At 71.4% G+C, this 16011-nt stretch carries 12 protein-coding genes; 6 read left to right on the forward strand and 6 right to left on the reverse strand.

Features of this window, described 5'->3' with window-relative positions; all coding sequences use genetic code 11:
• Window positions 1-22 precede the first annotated feature (22 nt).
• From HGBR_RS06630 to HGBR_RS06640, 3 genes are all read right to left on the reverse strand, one after another.
• A complete protein-coding gene (locus tag HGBR_RS06630; protein WP_019158551.1) occupies window positions 23-1489 on the reverse strand; it encodes an alanine/glycine:cation symporter family protein in 1467 nt (488 codons plus the stop codon).
• 95 nt (window positions 1490-1584) lie between these two features.
• Window positions 1585-2781, reverse strand: coding sequence for an aminotransferase-like domain-containing protein (locus tag HGBR_RS06635; RefSeq protein WP_040364751.1), 1197 nt, complete (start codon window positions 2779-2781; stop codon window positions 1585-1587).
• Window positions 2782-2783: 2 nt separating this feature from the next.
• Window positions 2784-4370 carry an ABC-F family ATP-binding cassette domain-containing protein gene (locus HGBR_RS06640; RefSeq protein WP_019158553.1) on the reverse strand — a complete coding sequence of 529 codons (1587 nt, stop codon included), beginning with the start codon at window positions 4368-4370 and terminating at the stop codon, window positions 2784-2786.
• A 362-nt stretch (window positions 4371-4732) separates the two neighbouring features.
• Between HGBR_RS06640 and HGBR_RS06645 the strand changes: the two genes are divergently transcribed.
• Both HGBR_RS06645 and HGBR_RS16805 read left to right on the forward strand, forming a co-directional pair.
• Window positions 4733-5515, forward strand: a complete 783-nt coding sequence (locus HGBR_RS06645) for a class I SAM-dependent methyltransferase (protein ID WP_026077396.1) — start codon at window positions 4733-4735, stop codon at window positions 5513-5515.
• A gap of 73 nt (window positions 5516-5588) precedes the next feature.
• On the forward strand, window positions 5589-6419 hold the full coding sequence (locus HGBR_RS16805) for a class I SAM-dependent methyltransferase (RefSeq protein ID WP_019158556.1): 831 nt from the start codon (window positions 5589-5591) through the stop codon (window positions 6417-6419).
• Window positions 6420-6481: 62 nt separating this feature from the next.
• Here the strand turns inward: HGBR_RS16805 and HGBR_RS06655 are convergent, their stop codons facing one another.
• A complete protein-coding gene (locus tag HGBR_RS06655) occupies window positions 6482-7285 on the reverse strand; it encodes a family 1 encapsulin nanocompartment shell protein (RefSeq protein ID WP_019158557.1) in 804 nt (267 codons plus the stop codon).
• A gap of 116 nt (window positions 7286-7401) precedes the next feature.
• Complete coding sequence (locus tag HGBR_RS06660; protein ID WP_161601851.1) at window positions 7402-8382, reverse strand: CPBP family intramembrane glutamic endopeptidase; 981 nt, start codon at window positions 8380-8382, stop codon at window positions 7402-7404.
• 489 nt (window positions 8383-8871) lie between these two features.
• Here HGBR_RS06660 and HGBR_RS16810 point away from each other — a divergent pair, with 489 nt between their 5' ends.
• Both HGBR_RS16810 and trxA read left to right on the forward strand, forming a co-directional pair.
• A complete protein-coding gene (locus tag HGBR_RS16810; protein WP_019158559.1) occupies window positions 8872-11010 on the forward strand; it encodes a DUF255 domain-containing protein in 2139 nt (712 codons plus the stop codon).
• 4 nt (window positions 11011-11014) lie between these two features.
• Window positions 11015-11455 (forward strand): thioredoxin, encoded by a 441-nt coding sequence (trxA, locus tag HGBR_RS06670; protein ID WP_019158560.1) that lies wholly within the window; start codon window positions 11015-11017, stop codon window positions 11453-11455.
• Window positions 11456-11512: 57 nt separating this feature from the next.
• Here trxA and HGBR_RS16815 read toward each other — a convergent pair whose 3' ends face one another.
• Window positions 11513-13060 (reverse strand): M18 family aminopeptidase, encoded by a 1548-nt coding sequence (locus tag HGBR_RS16815; protein WP_019158561.1) that lies wholly within the window; start codon window positions 13058-13060, stop codon window positions 11513-11515.
• 37 nt (window positions 13061-13097) lie between these two features.
• Between HGBR_RS16815 and HGBR_RS06680 the strand changes: the two genes are divergently transcribed.
• Both HGBR_RS06680 and HGBR_RS06685 read left to right on the forward strand, forming a co-directional pair.
• Complete coding sequence (locus HGBR_RS06680; protein WP_019158562.1) at window positions 13098-14351, forward strand: MFS transporter; 1254 nt, start codon at window positions 13098-13100, stop codon at window positions 14349-14351.
• A gap of 94 nt (window positions 14352-14445) precedes the next feature.
• Window positions 14446-15954: a DUF1684 domain-containing protein gene (locus HGBR_RS06685; protein ID WP_019158563.1), complete on the forward strand. Its 1509-nt coding sequence runs from the start codon at window positions 14446-14448 to the stop codon at window positions 15952-15954.
• Window positions 15955-16011: the final 57 nt, after the last annotated feature.

The following is a 16011-nucleotide window of genomic DNA, read 5'->3' on the forward strand; positions in this document are numbered from 1 at the left end:
GAGGAGGTTGTGCCTCCGGCGATCAGGACCTGCGGTTGCGGTGCTTCTCCCAGAACTCCGGCTGCGTCACCTCGTCCGTGCCGTCCCACGCGTCGATGCCCTGGAGGTCGGCCATCCGGTCGCGGTGGAACAGCGGCTCCTGCCCGGCCCGACGCTGATCCATGTAGTCGCGCAGGACTCGCAGGACGACCGGGCTCAGCAGCAGCACCGCGATGAGGTTGATGAACGCCATGATCGCCATCGCGATATTCGCCGCCGTCCACACGGCATCGAGGGCGACGACGGCTCCGCCGAAGACGGCCGCCACCACGATGAGGCGGTAGACCGTCAGCGCGCCCTTCTTCCGCGTGAGGTACTCGATGTTCGTCTCGCCGTAGTAGTAGTTGCCCAGGATCGAGCTGAAGGCGAAGAAGAAGATGGCGGAGGTGAGGAAGTGGACGCCCCACTCGCCCACCTGGGCGGCGAGTGCGGTCTGCGTGAGCTGCGATCCCTGCGGGGTGCCGTACTCCGGATTCGACAGGAGGACGATGAAGCCCGTGATCGAGCAGACGAGGAGCGTGTCGAAGTAGACGCCCAGCGACTGCACCAGTCCCTGCTTCGCCGGGTGCGAGGCGGACGAGGTCGCGGCGGCGTTGGGGACGGAGCCGATGCCGGCCTCGTTGGAGAACAGACCGCGCCGGATGCCCTCCATCATGATCGTGCCCAGCGCCGCACCGGCGATCGACTGGAAGCCCAGCGCGTCCGTCACGATCGTGCCCAGCATCGCGGGGATGGCACCGATGTTGAGGATCACGACGATGATGCCCAGGATCAGGTAGAGGACCGCCATGACCGGCACGATGACAGAGGCGATCGCGGAGATGCGCTGCACGCCGCCCACGAAGACGATGCCGGCGGCCACCGCGAGGACGAGGCCCACGATGATCGAGAAGCCGCTGCCGGAGGCCTCCGTGCCGAAGCTCGCCGCCAGCGAGTCGGTGATCGAGTTCGACTGAACGGTGTTGAAGACGATGCCGTAGACGACCGCGACGATGACCGCGAAGAGCGCGCCGACCGCAGGGGCATTCAGCCCCTTCGTGATGTAGTACGCGGGGCCGCCGCGGAAGGCGGCGCCGTCCTTGACCTTGTAGAGCTGGCCCAGGGCGGACTCCGCGAACGCGGTCGCGCCGCCCACCACCGCGGTCACCCACATCCAGAAGACCGCGCCGGGGCCGCCGACGCTGATCGCCAGTGCGACGCCGGTGATGTTCGCCGTGCCCACGCGGCTGGCCGCGGAGATGCAGAACGCGCGGAACGGCGAGATCTGCTTCTTCCCGTCCGCATCGTGGCCCGCGGGCTCGCGGATCAGCCGGAACATCTCCGGCAGCAATCGCAGCTGGACGACGCCGGTCCGGACCGTCAGGTACAGGCCGACGGGGACGAGGACGGCCACGAGGACGTAGCCCAGGAACCCGTCGACACTGGTGATGAACGAGGTGAACGCTTCCATCGGAGGAACCTTCCCGGGAGGGTCGGAGGGGCACGGCGCTGGCCGCGCGCACGGAACTATGGCCTCAGTCTGTCACTCCCACGGCCTCGGCGAGGTCAGCGGAAGATCGTGCCCAGCCTCTCCAGCCCCTCCGCGATCGTCTCGACAGGGTTGGAGACGAAGCTCAGCCGGATGGTCGACGGACGCGGATCTGCGACGTAGAACTGCGCGCCGGGGATGTAGACGACGCCCGCCTGCACCGCGTCGGTGATCGACTCGTTCGCGTCGAAGCCCTCCGGCAGGTTGGCCCACAGGAACATGCCGCCCATGGGGGTGTTGAGCGTGTACCCGTCGGGCAGGACGGCGTCGAGGCCCTGCACCATCGCGTCGCGACGGCGCCGGTACTCCGCCCGCACGGGCACCAGCTTCGCGTCCAGGTCGTTGTGGGTGAGCCAGTCGACCGCCGCCAGCTGGTCGATCGTCGACGTCTGCAGCGACGTTCCCTGCTTCGTCGTCGCGAGCGTGTCGAGCACCTCCTGGGGCCCGCGGATCCACCCGATCCGCAGACCCGGCGCCAGCACCTTCGACAGCGTCCCCAGGTACAGGGACTTCTGCCGCAGGCGCGGGTCCGCGCTGATGGGGGTCATCGTCCACTCGTCGTACCGCAGCTCCGAGTACGGGTCGTCCTCGATGAGCCAGATGTTGTAGCGGGCCAGGATGTCCGCGACCTCGCGCCTGCGGGATTCCGGCATCGTCACCCCGGTGGGGTTCTGGAAGGTGGGGATGAGGTAGATCGCCCGCGGCTGGTACTGCAGGATGGCGGCCTCGAGCGCCTCCGGCACCAGTCCGCCGGAATCCGTGTCGACGGGCCGGAACTGGGCGCGCGACAGGGCGAACGCCTGCAGGGCGGACACGAACGTGGGGTTCTCCGTCAGGACGATCGAGTCCGGATCGAGGATCACCTGTCCGACGAGTCCCAGGCCCTGCTGAGAGCCGGACGTGATGAGCACGTCGTCCGCCTCCGAGTGCAGCCCGTTGTGCGTCATCCGCGCGGCGATCGCCTCGCGCAGCTCCGGTTCGCCCTCCGTCGACGAGTACTGGAGCGCGCGGGCCCCGTGCTCCTCCAGCACCCGTTGATACGACTTGCCGATCCCGTCGACGTCGAAGCTCTCGCTGGCCGGCGCCCCTCCGCCGAAGCTGATGACGTTCGGATCCTGCGCGAGCGCCAGCAGCGCGCGGATGGGGGAGCCGCCCAGCGAGGACACGTGCGCGTTGATCGGCGGCATCGGGAGGTGCTGTGCACGAGTGACCATGCTCACATGGTGGCGGTCGCCTCCCGTGATCCGCAAGAGGACGCGCCCAGATCCAGTCGTGGCCAGCCCGACAGGCGCCGCAGCACCTGCCGATCGTGGGTCGCGACGACGACGGCGCCGCTCGCGGACTCGAGGCCCGCCAGCAGGTCGTCGACCAGCGCCATCGACAGGTGGTTCGTGGGTTCGTCCAGCAGGAGCACGTCCGGTTCCTCCGCGAGCGCACGGGTCAGCCGCCGCCTGCGCAGCTGCCCCGGCGACCGGTGGTCGCGCGGATCGTCGCCGGGCTCGGGCCCGTCCTCCTGGCGCACATGCGCGACGCGGACCGCACCGTGCCGGCGCACCGACCCCACATCGGGCCCGAGGCCGCCCGCCAGTACCGCGAGCAGCGTCGACTTGCCTGCGCCGTTGGGGCCGACGACCAGCAGCCGGTCACCGCCGGCCAGCCGGACGGTCACCGGACGCGGGGAGCGGTCGGTGACCGCGACCTCGGCGGCGGTGAGCAGCGGCGCGCCGGGCTGGGTGGTGCCCACCGGCACGGTCAGCCGCGGTGGGGGCGGGGGCACGCTGAGGGCGTGGCGGCGCAGCTCGTCCTCGCGACGGTGCAGTGCCTGCACGACTCCGGGCGCGCGCGACTGACGCTGGTGCTTGTGGGTGCCCTTGTCCGGTCGCCAGCCGGAGGTGAGGCGGCCGCGGGCCTGGTCGACAGCCTCCTGGAGGCGCCGGTGTTCGGCCTGCTGGTCGTCGTAGGCGGACTGCCAGGCGTCGCGCTCGCGGTCCCGTCCGGTCCGCCAGCCGTCCCAGCCGCCGCCGTACAGCCGGGGCCGTCCGTCGGACGTGGGGTCGAGGTCCAGGAACTCGTGGGCCGTGTCCGCCAGCAGGGCCGCGTCGTGGGAGACGAGGAGCAGGCCGCCCGTGCGGTTGGTGAGGGTGGCGGTGAGGAACTCAAGGCCGGCGGTGTCGAGGTGGTTCGTGGGCTCGTCGAGGACCAGCAGCTCCGGCTGCGCGCCCAGGACGCAGGCCAGTCGCACGCGGTACCGCTGGCCCACGGACAGGTGCGCCAACGGGCGCGTGCGGTCGGTGACCGCGCCCAGCGCCTCGAGGGCGATGTCGACCCGTCGCTGCGCGTCCCAGGCGTCCAGCTGCACGCACCGGTCGAGGGCGCGGGCATAGGCGTCCGGGGCGCCGGGGGACTCCGATGCCAGGGCGGCGCTGGCCTCGTCGAAGGCGGCGAGGGCGTCGAGGGCCGGGCGGATCGCCGCGTCGACCAGTGCACCGACGGTCAGGTTGGCGGGTGCGGGCAGTTCCTGGTCCGCGATCGCGATCGTGCCGGCGTGCTCGACGGTGCCCGCGTCCGGGGTCAGGCGGCCCGTGAGGATGCGCAGCAGCGTCGTCTTGCCGCTGCCGTTCTCGCCCACGACCGCCAGCTTCGTCGTCGCGGACACGGTCACGTCGACATCCGTGAGGAGGGGACGCGATCCGGGGGAGTGGTGGATGCCGCGGGCACGCAGGTGGGCGCGGTCGCCGGCGGGGGTGTTCAGAGTGGTCGTGGGGGTCTGCGGGGCAGACGAGAGGGGAGATGTGCGGGGCACGGATCCTCCTGGATGCAGGCACGCTGACGGTGCCGGTCGGATGGAATGCGTCCGACAGCGGAGGAGAGGGGTGTGAGAACCGGGTCGCGTCCGCCGTCAGCGGCGGGTGCGGAGCCGTCCGTGCAACATCATGCGGACAAGGCTACGGGCCGTGGGGAGAGGGAGGCAAGGTCAGGTGCGGTGTGATGTGCCTGCCGCGGGTGTGAGGTATCCGTCATGAATTCAGGCGTTCTTCATACGATTCTCTGGGTACTCTCGAAAGTGACGACCGGGTCGGTGCGTCCATCGACCGACCCGACCGCCGTCTTCATCGTCAGACCTGCTCGCCGATGTTCGCGGCGACCGGCAGGGAGGACACCAGGATGAAAGCGACTGCAGTGCCGCAGGACTCGACGACGCGCTTCACCGGGCTGGCGCGGATCTACGACAGGTTCCGGCCGGGCTACCCGGCGGAGTGCCTGAGCTGGCTGGCCGACACACTGCGCCTGGGCACCTCGTGCCACGTGGCGGATGTGGGTGCCGGCACCGGCAAGCTGTCGGAGGAACTGGTCTACGAGGGCATCCGGACCGTCGCAATCGAGCCCAACCCGGACATGTTCCAGGTGCTCGAGGCGAAGTCCGCGACCACCAGCCTCCTCACCGCGGTGCAGGCGACGGCAGAGGACTCGACGCTGCCCGACGCCTCCATGAACCTCATCACCGCCGGGCAGTCGTTCCACTGGTTCGACCAGCAGCGCTTCCGGGCGGAGTGCCGCCGTGTGCTCAAGCCGGGCGGACAGGTCGCGCTCCTGTGGAACTCGCGCAGGCGCGACAGCGACTTCACGCAGGCCACCGCTGACGTGTTCCGCCGCCACATCTCCGACTTCCCGGGCTTCAGTGGCGACCACAAGGTGAGTGCGGAGGAGTTCGACGCGTTCTTCGAGCCCGACGGCTTCGAGTACCGCGAGTTCGCCCACGACCAGATGCTCACGGTCGACGAGTTCCTGGGCCGCAACCTGTCCGCGACCTATGCGCCCCGCGAGGGCGACCCGGCGTACGCTCCGCTGGTCGCGGACCTGCGCCGGCTGTTCGACGAGCACCGCGAAGTCGACGAGGTGCGCTTCCCGCTCACGACCCGCCTGTTCCTGGGCGGCGTGGGGGTCTGACTGCCGGACATGTGCTCCAAATCTCAACGATCTGGGCCATGATGGTGGTCGTGACACGAGAGGACGACCACCGATGACCGATGCAGTGACCCAGGGCGGGATCGCCGACAACACCGGGAAGTTCACGGGATTGGGTGCGATCTACGCGCGCAGCCGTCCGGGATACCCCGCCGCGCTGCTGGACATGCTGGTCCAGCGGGTGGCGAGCGGAACGGACGGGGATGGTGCGGCTTCGACTGCGGCGACCTCGGTGTCCGGGCCGGTCGTCGCGGATATCGGTGCCGGCACGGGCAAGCTCACCGCAGAGCTGCTGCGCCGCGACTGGGATGTCGTCGCCGTCGAGCCCAACGACGACATGCGCGCGGCGCTCACCGCGACGATCGGGGAGGCGGACCGGCTCACCGTCGTGGGTGCTCCGGCCGAGACGACCGGCCTGGACGCGGCGACCATCTCGTTGGTGACCGTCGCGCAGGCGTTCCACTGGTTCGACATCGAGGCCTTCCGCGCGGAGTGCCGACGCATCCTGGTGCCGGGCGGGCAGGTGGCGCTCATCTGGAACTTCCGCCGTGCGGAGGAGGAGTCCGTCCACGCGGTCATCGAAGCGTTCCGTGCCCGCGTGGGAGGATTCACCGGACTCACGCTCGCAGAGAAGGTGACGGACGTGGAGCTGGCGCAGTTCTACGGCGGATCGCACTACCAGCGGCTCGAGTACGACAACGACGAGCTCATCACGTGGGACACGTTCCGCGAGCGCCATCTGTCGCTGTCCTTCGCGCCCAAGGAGGGCGACCCGGCCCGCGAGCCGCTCGTCGAGGACCTGCAGCGGATCTTCGATCGGTACGCGGTCGACGGCCTCTACCGCTTCCCCAACTCCACGCACGTCCTGGTGGGCGACGTGCGCTGAGGCCGCGAGACTCCGGCGGCCGGTCGCGTGAATGCGTCAGCCGACCGCCGGAGCGCGCGGACTCAGGGTGCCAGGTGGACCGCGGCCTCGGCGCTGGCGACGCGGAAGGTGAAGGTCTCCTGCAGGTACAGGTTCACCTTCTCCGCATCGTGCGAGTCATAGCCGATGGAGACGTCCTGGCCGATGTGCAGCTCGTAGTCGCCGCCGCGCTCGGAGACGACCAGGGCGCCGTCGATCGCGGGTGCCCAGATGACGCGGCCCTGGCCCAGGATGCGCTGGATGTGAGCGGAGACGGGGTTTCCCTCGTCGGCCGACTCGGCCAGCTGGGTGTAGAGCTCGGCCGACAGCAGCAGGTTGTAGGGGCCAGCGACACCGTCGAGGCGGAGAGCCGTGATGGCCTCGGCGACTGACGACGTGAGGTCCTTGATGTCCGACTGCAGCTGGATGGGCTTGTGCGGGCTGGCGGCGATGATGCCGGAGAAGCCCACGTCGTGTGCGGAACCGCTCAGCACCGCGTTGTCCTCCGCCTTCGCCAGGCGCATCGCGGCGTCCTTCGCCGGATCCCAGTCCGCGTCCACCGCGCCGCGGGCGACGCTGTCGACCTCGTCGCGGTCGACGGAGAACGGCACGCGCAGCTCGATGACCGGCAGCACGACGCGGGTGCGGCCGCGCACGCCGTCGACGTCCGTGCCGGTCTCCTTGACGCGTCCCGTGGTGAGCGAGGAGAACTCGTATCCGCGGGGCTCGGGCATCTCGACGAAGCGGCGGCCCGCGATGTGCCGGCGGAAGGTCTGCTTGACCTCGTCCTCCAGATCCGCCCAGGCGGCGTCGGACAGGGGTGCGAGTTCACGATGAAGGTTGTTCATGGTCGTCCCTCCTCAGGATCGTGCCGAGGTCCGCGTCCCGAAGTTCGTGAGCGCCTCGTTTTCTTGAGTGATTCTAGTTTACTGCGGATCGAGGTGGTCTACCAGTGAGTATGCACTCACTGATCCGGGTGCTGTCCAGGGTCTGCATGCGGCTGGCTGGAGCCTGCTCCCGGCTGGCCGAGATGCGCGGCCGGCTGGCCATGGACGGACGGTCCGGCCTCGCCGGGTGAGGCAGGCGCGGCAGGTGAGACGGGCGCGGCAGGGGCGGCGGCCTCGGCGGTGGTGGTCTCCACCTTCCGACGCCTGCCCAGCAGCCAGAGGACGACGATCACGACGGCGAGGATGACGAGCGGCACCAGCATGAATGGTCCGCCCTGGCCGGCGGAGCGGTCGAAGCCCTCCGTCATCTGGCCGGCCAGCGCGCCGACCAGCAGGAGGAAGAGGTTGTTCGCGATGTGGATGGCGATGGCGGCCTCGAGCCCGCCGGTCAGCTGCGTGAGGATCGAGAGGAGGATGCCGAAGCACAGGTAGTAGAAGATGAGCCACGGATCCTGGGCGAAGTGGAAGACGGCGAACAGCGGCGCGCTCACGGCGGTGCCGAGGATGAAGGACCAGCGCGGTGAGCGGACCCAGCTGCCGGCCGAGCGCTGGACGACGCCGCGGAACATGTACTCCTCGGCGGCGGCCTGGAGCGGGGTCGTGAGGATGATGATGCCGATGAAGGCGACGACGGTGCCGTCGATCTGCAGGTCCTGATACGTGGGATCGAGGAAGCTCGACGCGGCGAACAGCAGGTAGACCGGCACGACGACCGCGGCAGCGAGGGCCAGCCATGACCAGCGGAACCGGCCGACGACGGAGTGGAAGTGGCCCCAGCGCAGACCGATGAGGAAGCGGTGGGCGAGGAACGCGACTGCCGCGGAGGCCAGGAGGCTCACGTTGGTCGCGGCGAGCAGCGTCGGCGACATGGACACCTGCCCCTCCATGAGAGCGTCCGTGTCCGCGTTGCCCAGGGCCAGGTCGACCGCGATCGCGACGAAGCTCAGGATGAAGGAGAACGTCAGGATCGCCACGATGACGAGGACGATGCTGACCAAACCGCGCCACCAACCCGTGCGCGGTGTGCGGTAGGACGAGGTGAAGGGGAGACCCGGCAGGGGCGCGACAGGCCCGCGGGCGGCGGCTTGCACTTGGGCGGCGTACTGCAGTGCGGCCTCATTCGGTGCGGGGTGATGCTGAGCCGGCGGGTGGGGCTGCGCCGATTGCTGCGCCGGCTGCTGTGCCCGTTGCTGAGTCGGGTCCTGCGGCGGCGGAGGCCCGCCTGGTACCGGTCCTTCCGGTGCGGGTCCGGGATTGGGCGGGGGCGGCGGGGGCACAGCATCGCTCATGGACTCACCCTATCCGGGCACAGGGCGCGCTGATCGGGTGAATCGCCTGCTGGTGGCACGACCGACCACGTGCCACCACCGCCGCGCCCTCTGTGCCGCCTTCCGTGCACCCACTAGTGTGGATGGACCAGGGACCGTCGTATCCGCACACCATCGGGGCCCGCAGGATGCCTGTGCCCCTCGTCAGGAGACAGAGGAATGGCCAACCGCCTCGCCCACGCGACCAGCCCGTACCTCAACCAGCACGCGGACAACCCGATCGACTGGCATGTCTGGGGGCCGGAGGCGTTCGAGGAGGCCGCCCGCCGCGACGTCCCCGTCCTCGTGAGCATCGGCTACGCGACCTGCCACTGGTGCCACGTCATGGCCCGCGAGTCCTTCTCGGACCCGGAACTGGGCGCCCTGGCGAACGAGTCCGTCGTCGCGATCAAGGTCGACCGGGAGGAGCTGCCCGCCGTCGACGGTTTCTACATGGACGCCCTGCTGGCGATGCGCGGCCAGGGCGGGTGGCCGCTCACCGTCTTCACGACCCCGGACAGCCGCCCGTTCTTCGCCGGCACCTACTTCCCGCCCCAGCCGCGCGACGGCATGCCCAGCCTGTCGCAGGTCATCACGACGATCGCGCGCACGTGGCGGGACGACCGCGATCGGGCCCAGCAGATTGCCTCCCAGCTCGCGCAGAACCTCATCCGCCTCCCGGACCTGTCGCTGGGACTGCCCGCCGAGGCCCCCACTCCTCAGATCGACGACGACACCCTGACTGCGGCGGCCGAGAACCTCCTGGCCGCCCAGGACCGTCGCTGGGGCGGCTTCGGGCAGGCCCCCAAGTTCCCGCCGCTGCTGAGCATCGTCCACCTGCTGCGCCGGCACGCACGGCTGGGCACTTCGCCCGAGGCCGCGGACCTGGACGCCGTCCGCCGCACGTTCGCGGGCATCGCCTCCGGGGGGATCCGGGACCACGTGGATGGCGGGATCTCCCGCTACAGCGTCGACGCGCAGTGGCACATCCCCCACTTCGAGAAGATGCTCTTCGACAACGCGCAGTACCTGCGGGCCGCCGTCGACTGGCTGGAGACGGAGCGTCGCTGGGACCCGGATTCCCGCTACGCCCGGCTGGCGCACCGGGAGGCGACGGAGACCGCCGCGTTCCTGCTGGAGCGGATGCAGCTGCCGGACGGCGGCTTCGCCTCGGGGCTGGACGCGGACTCGGTGGACGACGCCGGTGAGCGCACCGAGGGGGCGTACTACCTGGAGACCGCGGACGGGGTGCCCGCCCCGTTCCAGCCCCTGGGCCCGGTCGAGGCCGCGCACCCGGACCGCCCCTTCGCGGTGGGCTTCCCCACGGTCGCGGAGTGGGCGCACGGGGAGGATGGCTCCGACGAGGAGAGCTCCGAGGACGTCGCTCCCTGGGCAACCCCGGAGGCCGTCGCCGCCCGCGAGGAGATCGCCGGCAGGCGCGCCGACCGACCGCTGCCGCAACGCGACGACAAGCTCGTGACGGAGTGGAACGCGCTCGCCATCACCGCGCTCGCCCAGGCCGGTCGCGTCCTGGACGACGAGCGGCTCACCACTGCGGCGCGGCGCGCCTTCGATGCGGTCCTCGCGGCGAACCGCGGTGACGCCCCAGCAGCCGGCGACGCGACCGCACCCACCGATGGAGCTCCGGCCGGCACGAGGCCGACCACGGATGCGACGGGCGGTGCCGACGCGGGTGCGGAATCAGGTCCCCGCGTCGTCCGCAGCAGCACGGATGGAGTCGCCGGTCCCGGCCAGGCGACCCTGGCGGACGTCGCGCAGCTGTCGATCGCGGCGCACGCGGTGGGGGAGACGGAGGCGTTCGACTCGCTCGTGCGCGAGGCGCTGGGTTTCGTCGTCTTCCCGGTCCGGCAGGACGGGACGGACGAGCCGGCGACCCGGCGGGGGCAGGCGACCGCACAGGGCGCGGCAGTCTCGGGAACAGGGGAGCCGGGAACGGACGGCACGGCGGCCTCGGGAACGGCCGGCGCACAGCGCTGGGAGGGTGCGAGCCTGCTCGACGCGCACGGTGACGGGATCGTGCCGGTGCGCGGCTCGGACCCGTTGGACGATTCGACGCCCTCCGGGCGGGCGGCCCTCATCGAGGCGCTGCGGCTGGCGGACGAGAGGGCCGGTGACCGGACCGCGGACCATGCGGACGATGCGGACCGCGCCGACGCCGCGGACCTGCGACAGCTGCGTGCGATCCTGCTCGCCTCCGTGCTGCCGGCGCTGCAGCAGGCGACCCGGTCGCTGGGGTGGGTGCTGGCGGAGGCGGAGCTGGACGCCGCGACCCGTTCTCAGTCGGATCCGTTAGCGTGAGGGAATGAGCACGCACACGATCACGTCAGAGAACCTGCAGTCCACCATCGCGGACAACGACATCGTCATCCTCGACTTCTGGGCCGACTGGTGCGGGCCCTGCAAGAGCTTCGCCCCGGTCTTCGAGCAGGCGTCGGAGCAGCACACGGACATCGCCTTCGGCAAGATCGACACGGAAGACCAGCAGCAGATGGCCGCCGCGTTCGGCATCTCCTCGATCCCCACTCTCATGGTCTTCCGCGAGGGCGTGGGTGTCTTCCGCCAGGCCGGCGCGTTGCCCGCCCCGCAGCTGGAGGAGCTCATCAGCGGTGTGCGCGGCCTCGACATGGAGGACGTGCACGCGAAGGTCGCGGAGCAGCAGAAGAAGATGGCGGAGGAGCAGGCGGCGAAGGAGTCCCAGCAGGGCACCGGCGGAGCGCCGGGCACCTCGCCCACGGACTTCTGAGCGACGGACCCCCGAGCGACGGTCGGATGGGCGGAGGCCCGCCCAGCCGACCGTCAGTCAGCTCGCCAGGAACCGGCCCAGAGCCGCGCGGAGGTCGGCCAGGTCGGACAGCGCGCACATCTCGCGCGCCGAATGCATCGACCACAGCGCCGGCCCCACATCCACCGTCGTCATGCCCAGTCGCGTCGCGGTGAGCGGGCCGATCGTCGACCCGCACGGGATCGTGTTGTTCGAGACGAACTCCTGGAAGCCCACCCCGGCGTCGCGGCACGCCCGCGCCCACACGGCGGTCCCCACCGCGTCCGTCGCGTAGCGCTGCTGCGCGTTGATCTTCAGCAGCGGTCCGCCGCCCAGGACCGGCCGGTTCACCGGGTCGTGGTGCCCCTGGTAGTTGGGGTGCACCGCGTGCCCCGCGTCGGAGGACACGCACACGGATCCGGACAGTGCCCGGAGGTGGGCCGTCCGATCGCCGCCCAGTCCCGCGGTGATCCGCTCGAGGACGTCGGCCAGGAACGGGCCGCTCGCACCGGACCGCGTCTCCGACCCCACCTCCTCGTGGTCGAACGCCGCCAGCACCGCGATCCCCGTGAGGTCGGCCGGATCAACCTGTGCCAGCGCACTCGTGCCCGCCCACACGGAGGCCAGGTTGTCGAGCCGCGGCGACGCGAGGAACTCGCTGTGCGCGCCGAACACCGCCGGCTCCTGCACGGGGAACGTGTGGACGTCGTAGCCGGCGACGTCTGCGACGTCGACCCCCGCCGAGGCCGCCAGCAGCCCCAGCACCAGCGACCCCGCCGCGTGGTCGGTGTCGGTGGTGCCGGACATCGCGCCGCCGCTGGTCCCGGCCGCCGCGCTCGCTGCGCCATCCGCCCCGCCGGTCGCGGCAACTCCCGCCGCACCGGTCCCCACCAGGTCCGCGAGCCCGATGACCGGCTGCGTGTGGCGCTGCCGATCGAGGGTGAGGCCGTCGTTCGCCTTCCGATCCAGGTGGATCGCCAGCTGCGGGATGCGCGCGATGGGCCCGGTCTGCGCCAGCACGGCGGTGCCGTCCGTGAGGACGAGGCGCCCGGCGAAGCACAGCTCGCGGTCCAGCCAGGAGTTCAGCAGCGGGCCGCCGTAGACCTCCACCCCGGTCTGCAGCGCGCCGGCGGCCGTGAAGTCCGGTTGCGGCTTGAGCTTGAAGCCCGGCGAGTCCGTGTGCGCGCCCACGACGTGGAAGGGCAGCGCCGCGATGCCGGCGCTGCCCGCGCCGGAGCCCGCGCCTGTGCCCGCGTCGTTCGCGCGGTCGCCGCCCGCCTCATCCGCGGCCGGAACCGCGAACGCGAGGACCGCACCGTCGCGGACCACGACGTACCGACCGCCGGGCTCGATGACCCACGCCTCGTCCTCGTCGAGTTCCGCGAAGCCCGCGTCCACCAGCCGCTCCCGCACCGCGTACGCCGCGTGGAACGAGGACGGCGACTCCATCACGAGCGCGGACAGGTCCGCCGCCAGCGCCGCGTGCACCGCGGAGGTCGACCCCCCGCCGCTCGCCGCGTCGTCCCCGCTCACCGCCGAGGTCGATCCGCCACCGGTCACGTCACCCTGAGGAGCTGAGTTCGTCATGCTCCCACGGTAGCCGGTGGGGCTATCGTTGACTCACGTGTTCGCCACTCTCATCCGCCTGCTGGGCTGGGGGTACATCCCCATCGCCGTCATCGCGAAGCTGCCCTTCGCGATGTCCGTCGTCGCGGTCATGACGGCGGTGTCCGCGCTGCGGGGCTCGTACTCGGAGGCGGGTGCCACGGCCGCTCTGGTGGGCGTGGGCACGGCGATCTCCGGCCCGCTGCTGGGCGCCGCCGCCGACCGCTGGGGCCAGCGCACCGTCCTCCTCATCCTGGGTGTGGCGAACACGGCCGCCCTCCTGGGCCTGGCCTGGGCCCTCCTCGAGAGCGCCGCCTCCCCCGTCATCCTCACGACGGGCCTGCTCATCGGCCTCACCGCCCCGCAGGCGTCCTCGATGGTCCGCTCCCGCTGGCTGCTGGCTATCGACGCCGAGGTCCCGGTCGCCTCCCGCAGCCGTTCCACCAACGCGGTCCTCTCCTACGAGTCCATGACGGACGAACTCATGTTCGTCTTCGGCCCCGTCATCGTGGGCGTGGCCGCCGTCGCGTGGGGCACCGTCTCACCCGTCGTGGGTGCGGCGACCCTCACCGCCGTGGGCATCACCGCGTTCGCGCTGCACCGCTCCGCGCAGTACGCGCAGGGCCGCACCGACCCCCGCCCGGGCACCTCGCCCCAGGGCCCGGCCACCGCCGAGGCCGCCCCGGCGGCACTCCTCTTCCGCCCGGTCGTCCTGCTGCCGGTGGGCGGCATGGCCTGCATCGGCCTCTTCTTCGGCTCGACGCTCACGAGCCTCACCGCCTTCATGGAGACGCTGGGCCAGGCGGATGCGACGGGGATCCTCTACGGGGTCATGGGCGTGGGCTCCGCGATCTGCGCGCTGTCCGTCGTCGTCCTGCCCGAGGCGTTCCGCCTGCGCGCCCGCTGGCTCGTCTTCGCGACCCTCACACTGGCCGGCTGCCTCCTCTACACACAGGGGCAGACCCTCACAGCCTTCGTCATCGCGCTGCTCATCATGGGCTGCGGCGTGGGCCCCAGCCTCGTCACCCTCTTCGCGATCGCCTCCCAGCACGCACCCGCCGGTCGCCTCACCACCGTCATGGCGATGATGAGCACGGGCGTCGTCGTGGGCCAGTCCGCCAGCTCCGCGCTGAGCGGCACCCTCCTGGACGGAGCGGGACTGGCCGTGGGACTGTGGGGCCCGGCGGCCTCGGGCGCGCTGCTGGTGGCGCTGGGACTGGCCTACCACTGGAGCGCACCGCGCACCCGGCGATCTCGCACAGAGGTGCCCTAGGATGGCGACCGGGCCGTGGACAGCGCGGCCGTGCCCGCGTCGCGGTGCGATCGAACGCGACGCACACCCCACTCCCTGACGATCTGAGGTACTCGTGGAACAGTTCACCTCCGAATGGCAGGCGTGGCACGATGAGCGCCTCGCCGCGCTCGCCACACCCTTCGGCATGCTGAGCATCACCGGCCTCCACTGGCTGCAGCAGGGCGAGAACACCTGGGAGGGTGCTCCCGGCCGCTTCGACCTGGACGGCGACACCATCACCTTCCGGATCGGCGCCGGACACAGCGCGGGACCCACGCGCGCCGCGCTCGAGGCGGCCGCCCAGCAGGAGACGCAGACGGACTCGGCGGTGGAGCTGGGGTCGACGGCGGACGGCGCGTCCTGGATCCGCCTGCCCCGCGACGGCGCCCTCACGTGGCTGGTGTCCGACCACACGGCGTACGAGGCGATCGACCGCGACGGCCGGATCGGCATCCGCGTCCACGATTCGAAGTCCGCGCTGCTGGCGCATTTCGTCGACATCCCCGCGTTCCCCGTCACGGAGGCCGCCGTGGTGAGCGGCCGCTTCGAGCCCTACCCCCAGCCGCGCGTGCGCCGCATCGCGACCGCGCTGCCCGGCCTGGAGATGGACCGGACGACCGTGGGCACCGTGACCTTCGCCCTGGGCGGCCGGACCCACACACTCACCGCCGCCGGCAGCCCGGAGACCGGTCTGGTCCTCGACTTCCACGACACGACGAACGGGGACACGACCCCGTCCTGGCGGACGCTGAGCGTGGGTCTGCCCGCCGCGGACGGCTCCGTCACCCTCGACTTCAACCGCACCGTCATCTACCCCTTCGCGTTCCACCCGTGGGCCACGTGCCCGGCACCGGTCGAGGAGAACATCCTGCGGCTGCCCGTGCGCGCCGGCGAGAAGACCCCCACCCGCACGCTCACCGAGGAGGGCCTCACCCACCCCGTGGGCGTCGTCGCCCTGTCCGACGCGTTCGACGGCCCCGAGGTCTTCCGCTGGATCGAGGAGTCCGGCGCCCAGCTGTTCGGCCACCGCGTGCGCCGCGGCACGCAGATGCCCGGCCCGGCCAGCGCCTCCGCGTTCATCGTCTACGGCATGCGGGACGCGCAGGACCACGCGGACGCCGCCACCGAGGCCGCGGTCCGCGAGTTCGCCGACGACGCCCTCGCCGTGGGGACGCCGCTGGTGGGAGTGGGGTCCTCCGGCGCTCAGATCGTGTTCGAGGCCGCCCGCCACCTGCAGCGCACGACGCACGGCGTCGACGGCGGGCAGGCCGCTCCCGAGGCCGCGGGCACCGGCGCCGGTGCCTCCGGTGCCGCTGCGGCCGGGTCGGGGGACTCCGCCGCCGCGGACGACGACCCCGGACTGCGGATCCTGCAGGAGTCGCCCCTGCCGGTCGTCGTGAGTGCGGACTTCGCCCACGACCGGCTGCTGCGCGGCAGCGTGACGATCTGCCCGGACTCCGCACTGGGCTTCGTCGACATCGAGGGGCTCGCCGCGCAGGTGGGGGACGACACCCCCACCCGCAGCCGCGTGTGGAACGACCTCATCGACCGGTTCACCCGGCTCGTCGTCACGAGCGGCTGAACCCGAACACGACAGAACACGAATTGAGGGCGGGGCCCACCCGGTCGGGTGGGCCCC

The organism is Brevibacterium senegalense, from assembly GCF_000285835.1.
Lineage (GTDB): Bacteria > Actinomycetota > Actinomycetes > Actinomycetales > Brevibacteriaceae > Brevibacterium > Brevibacterium senegalense.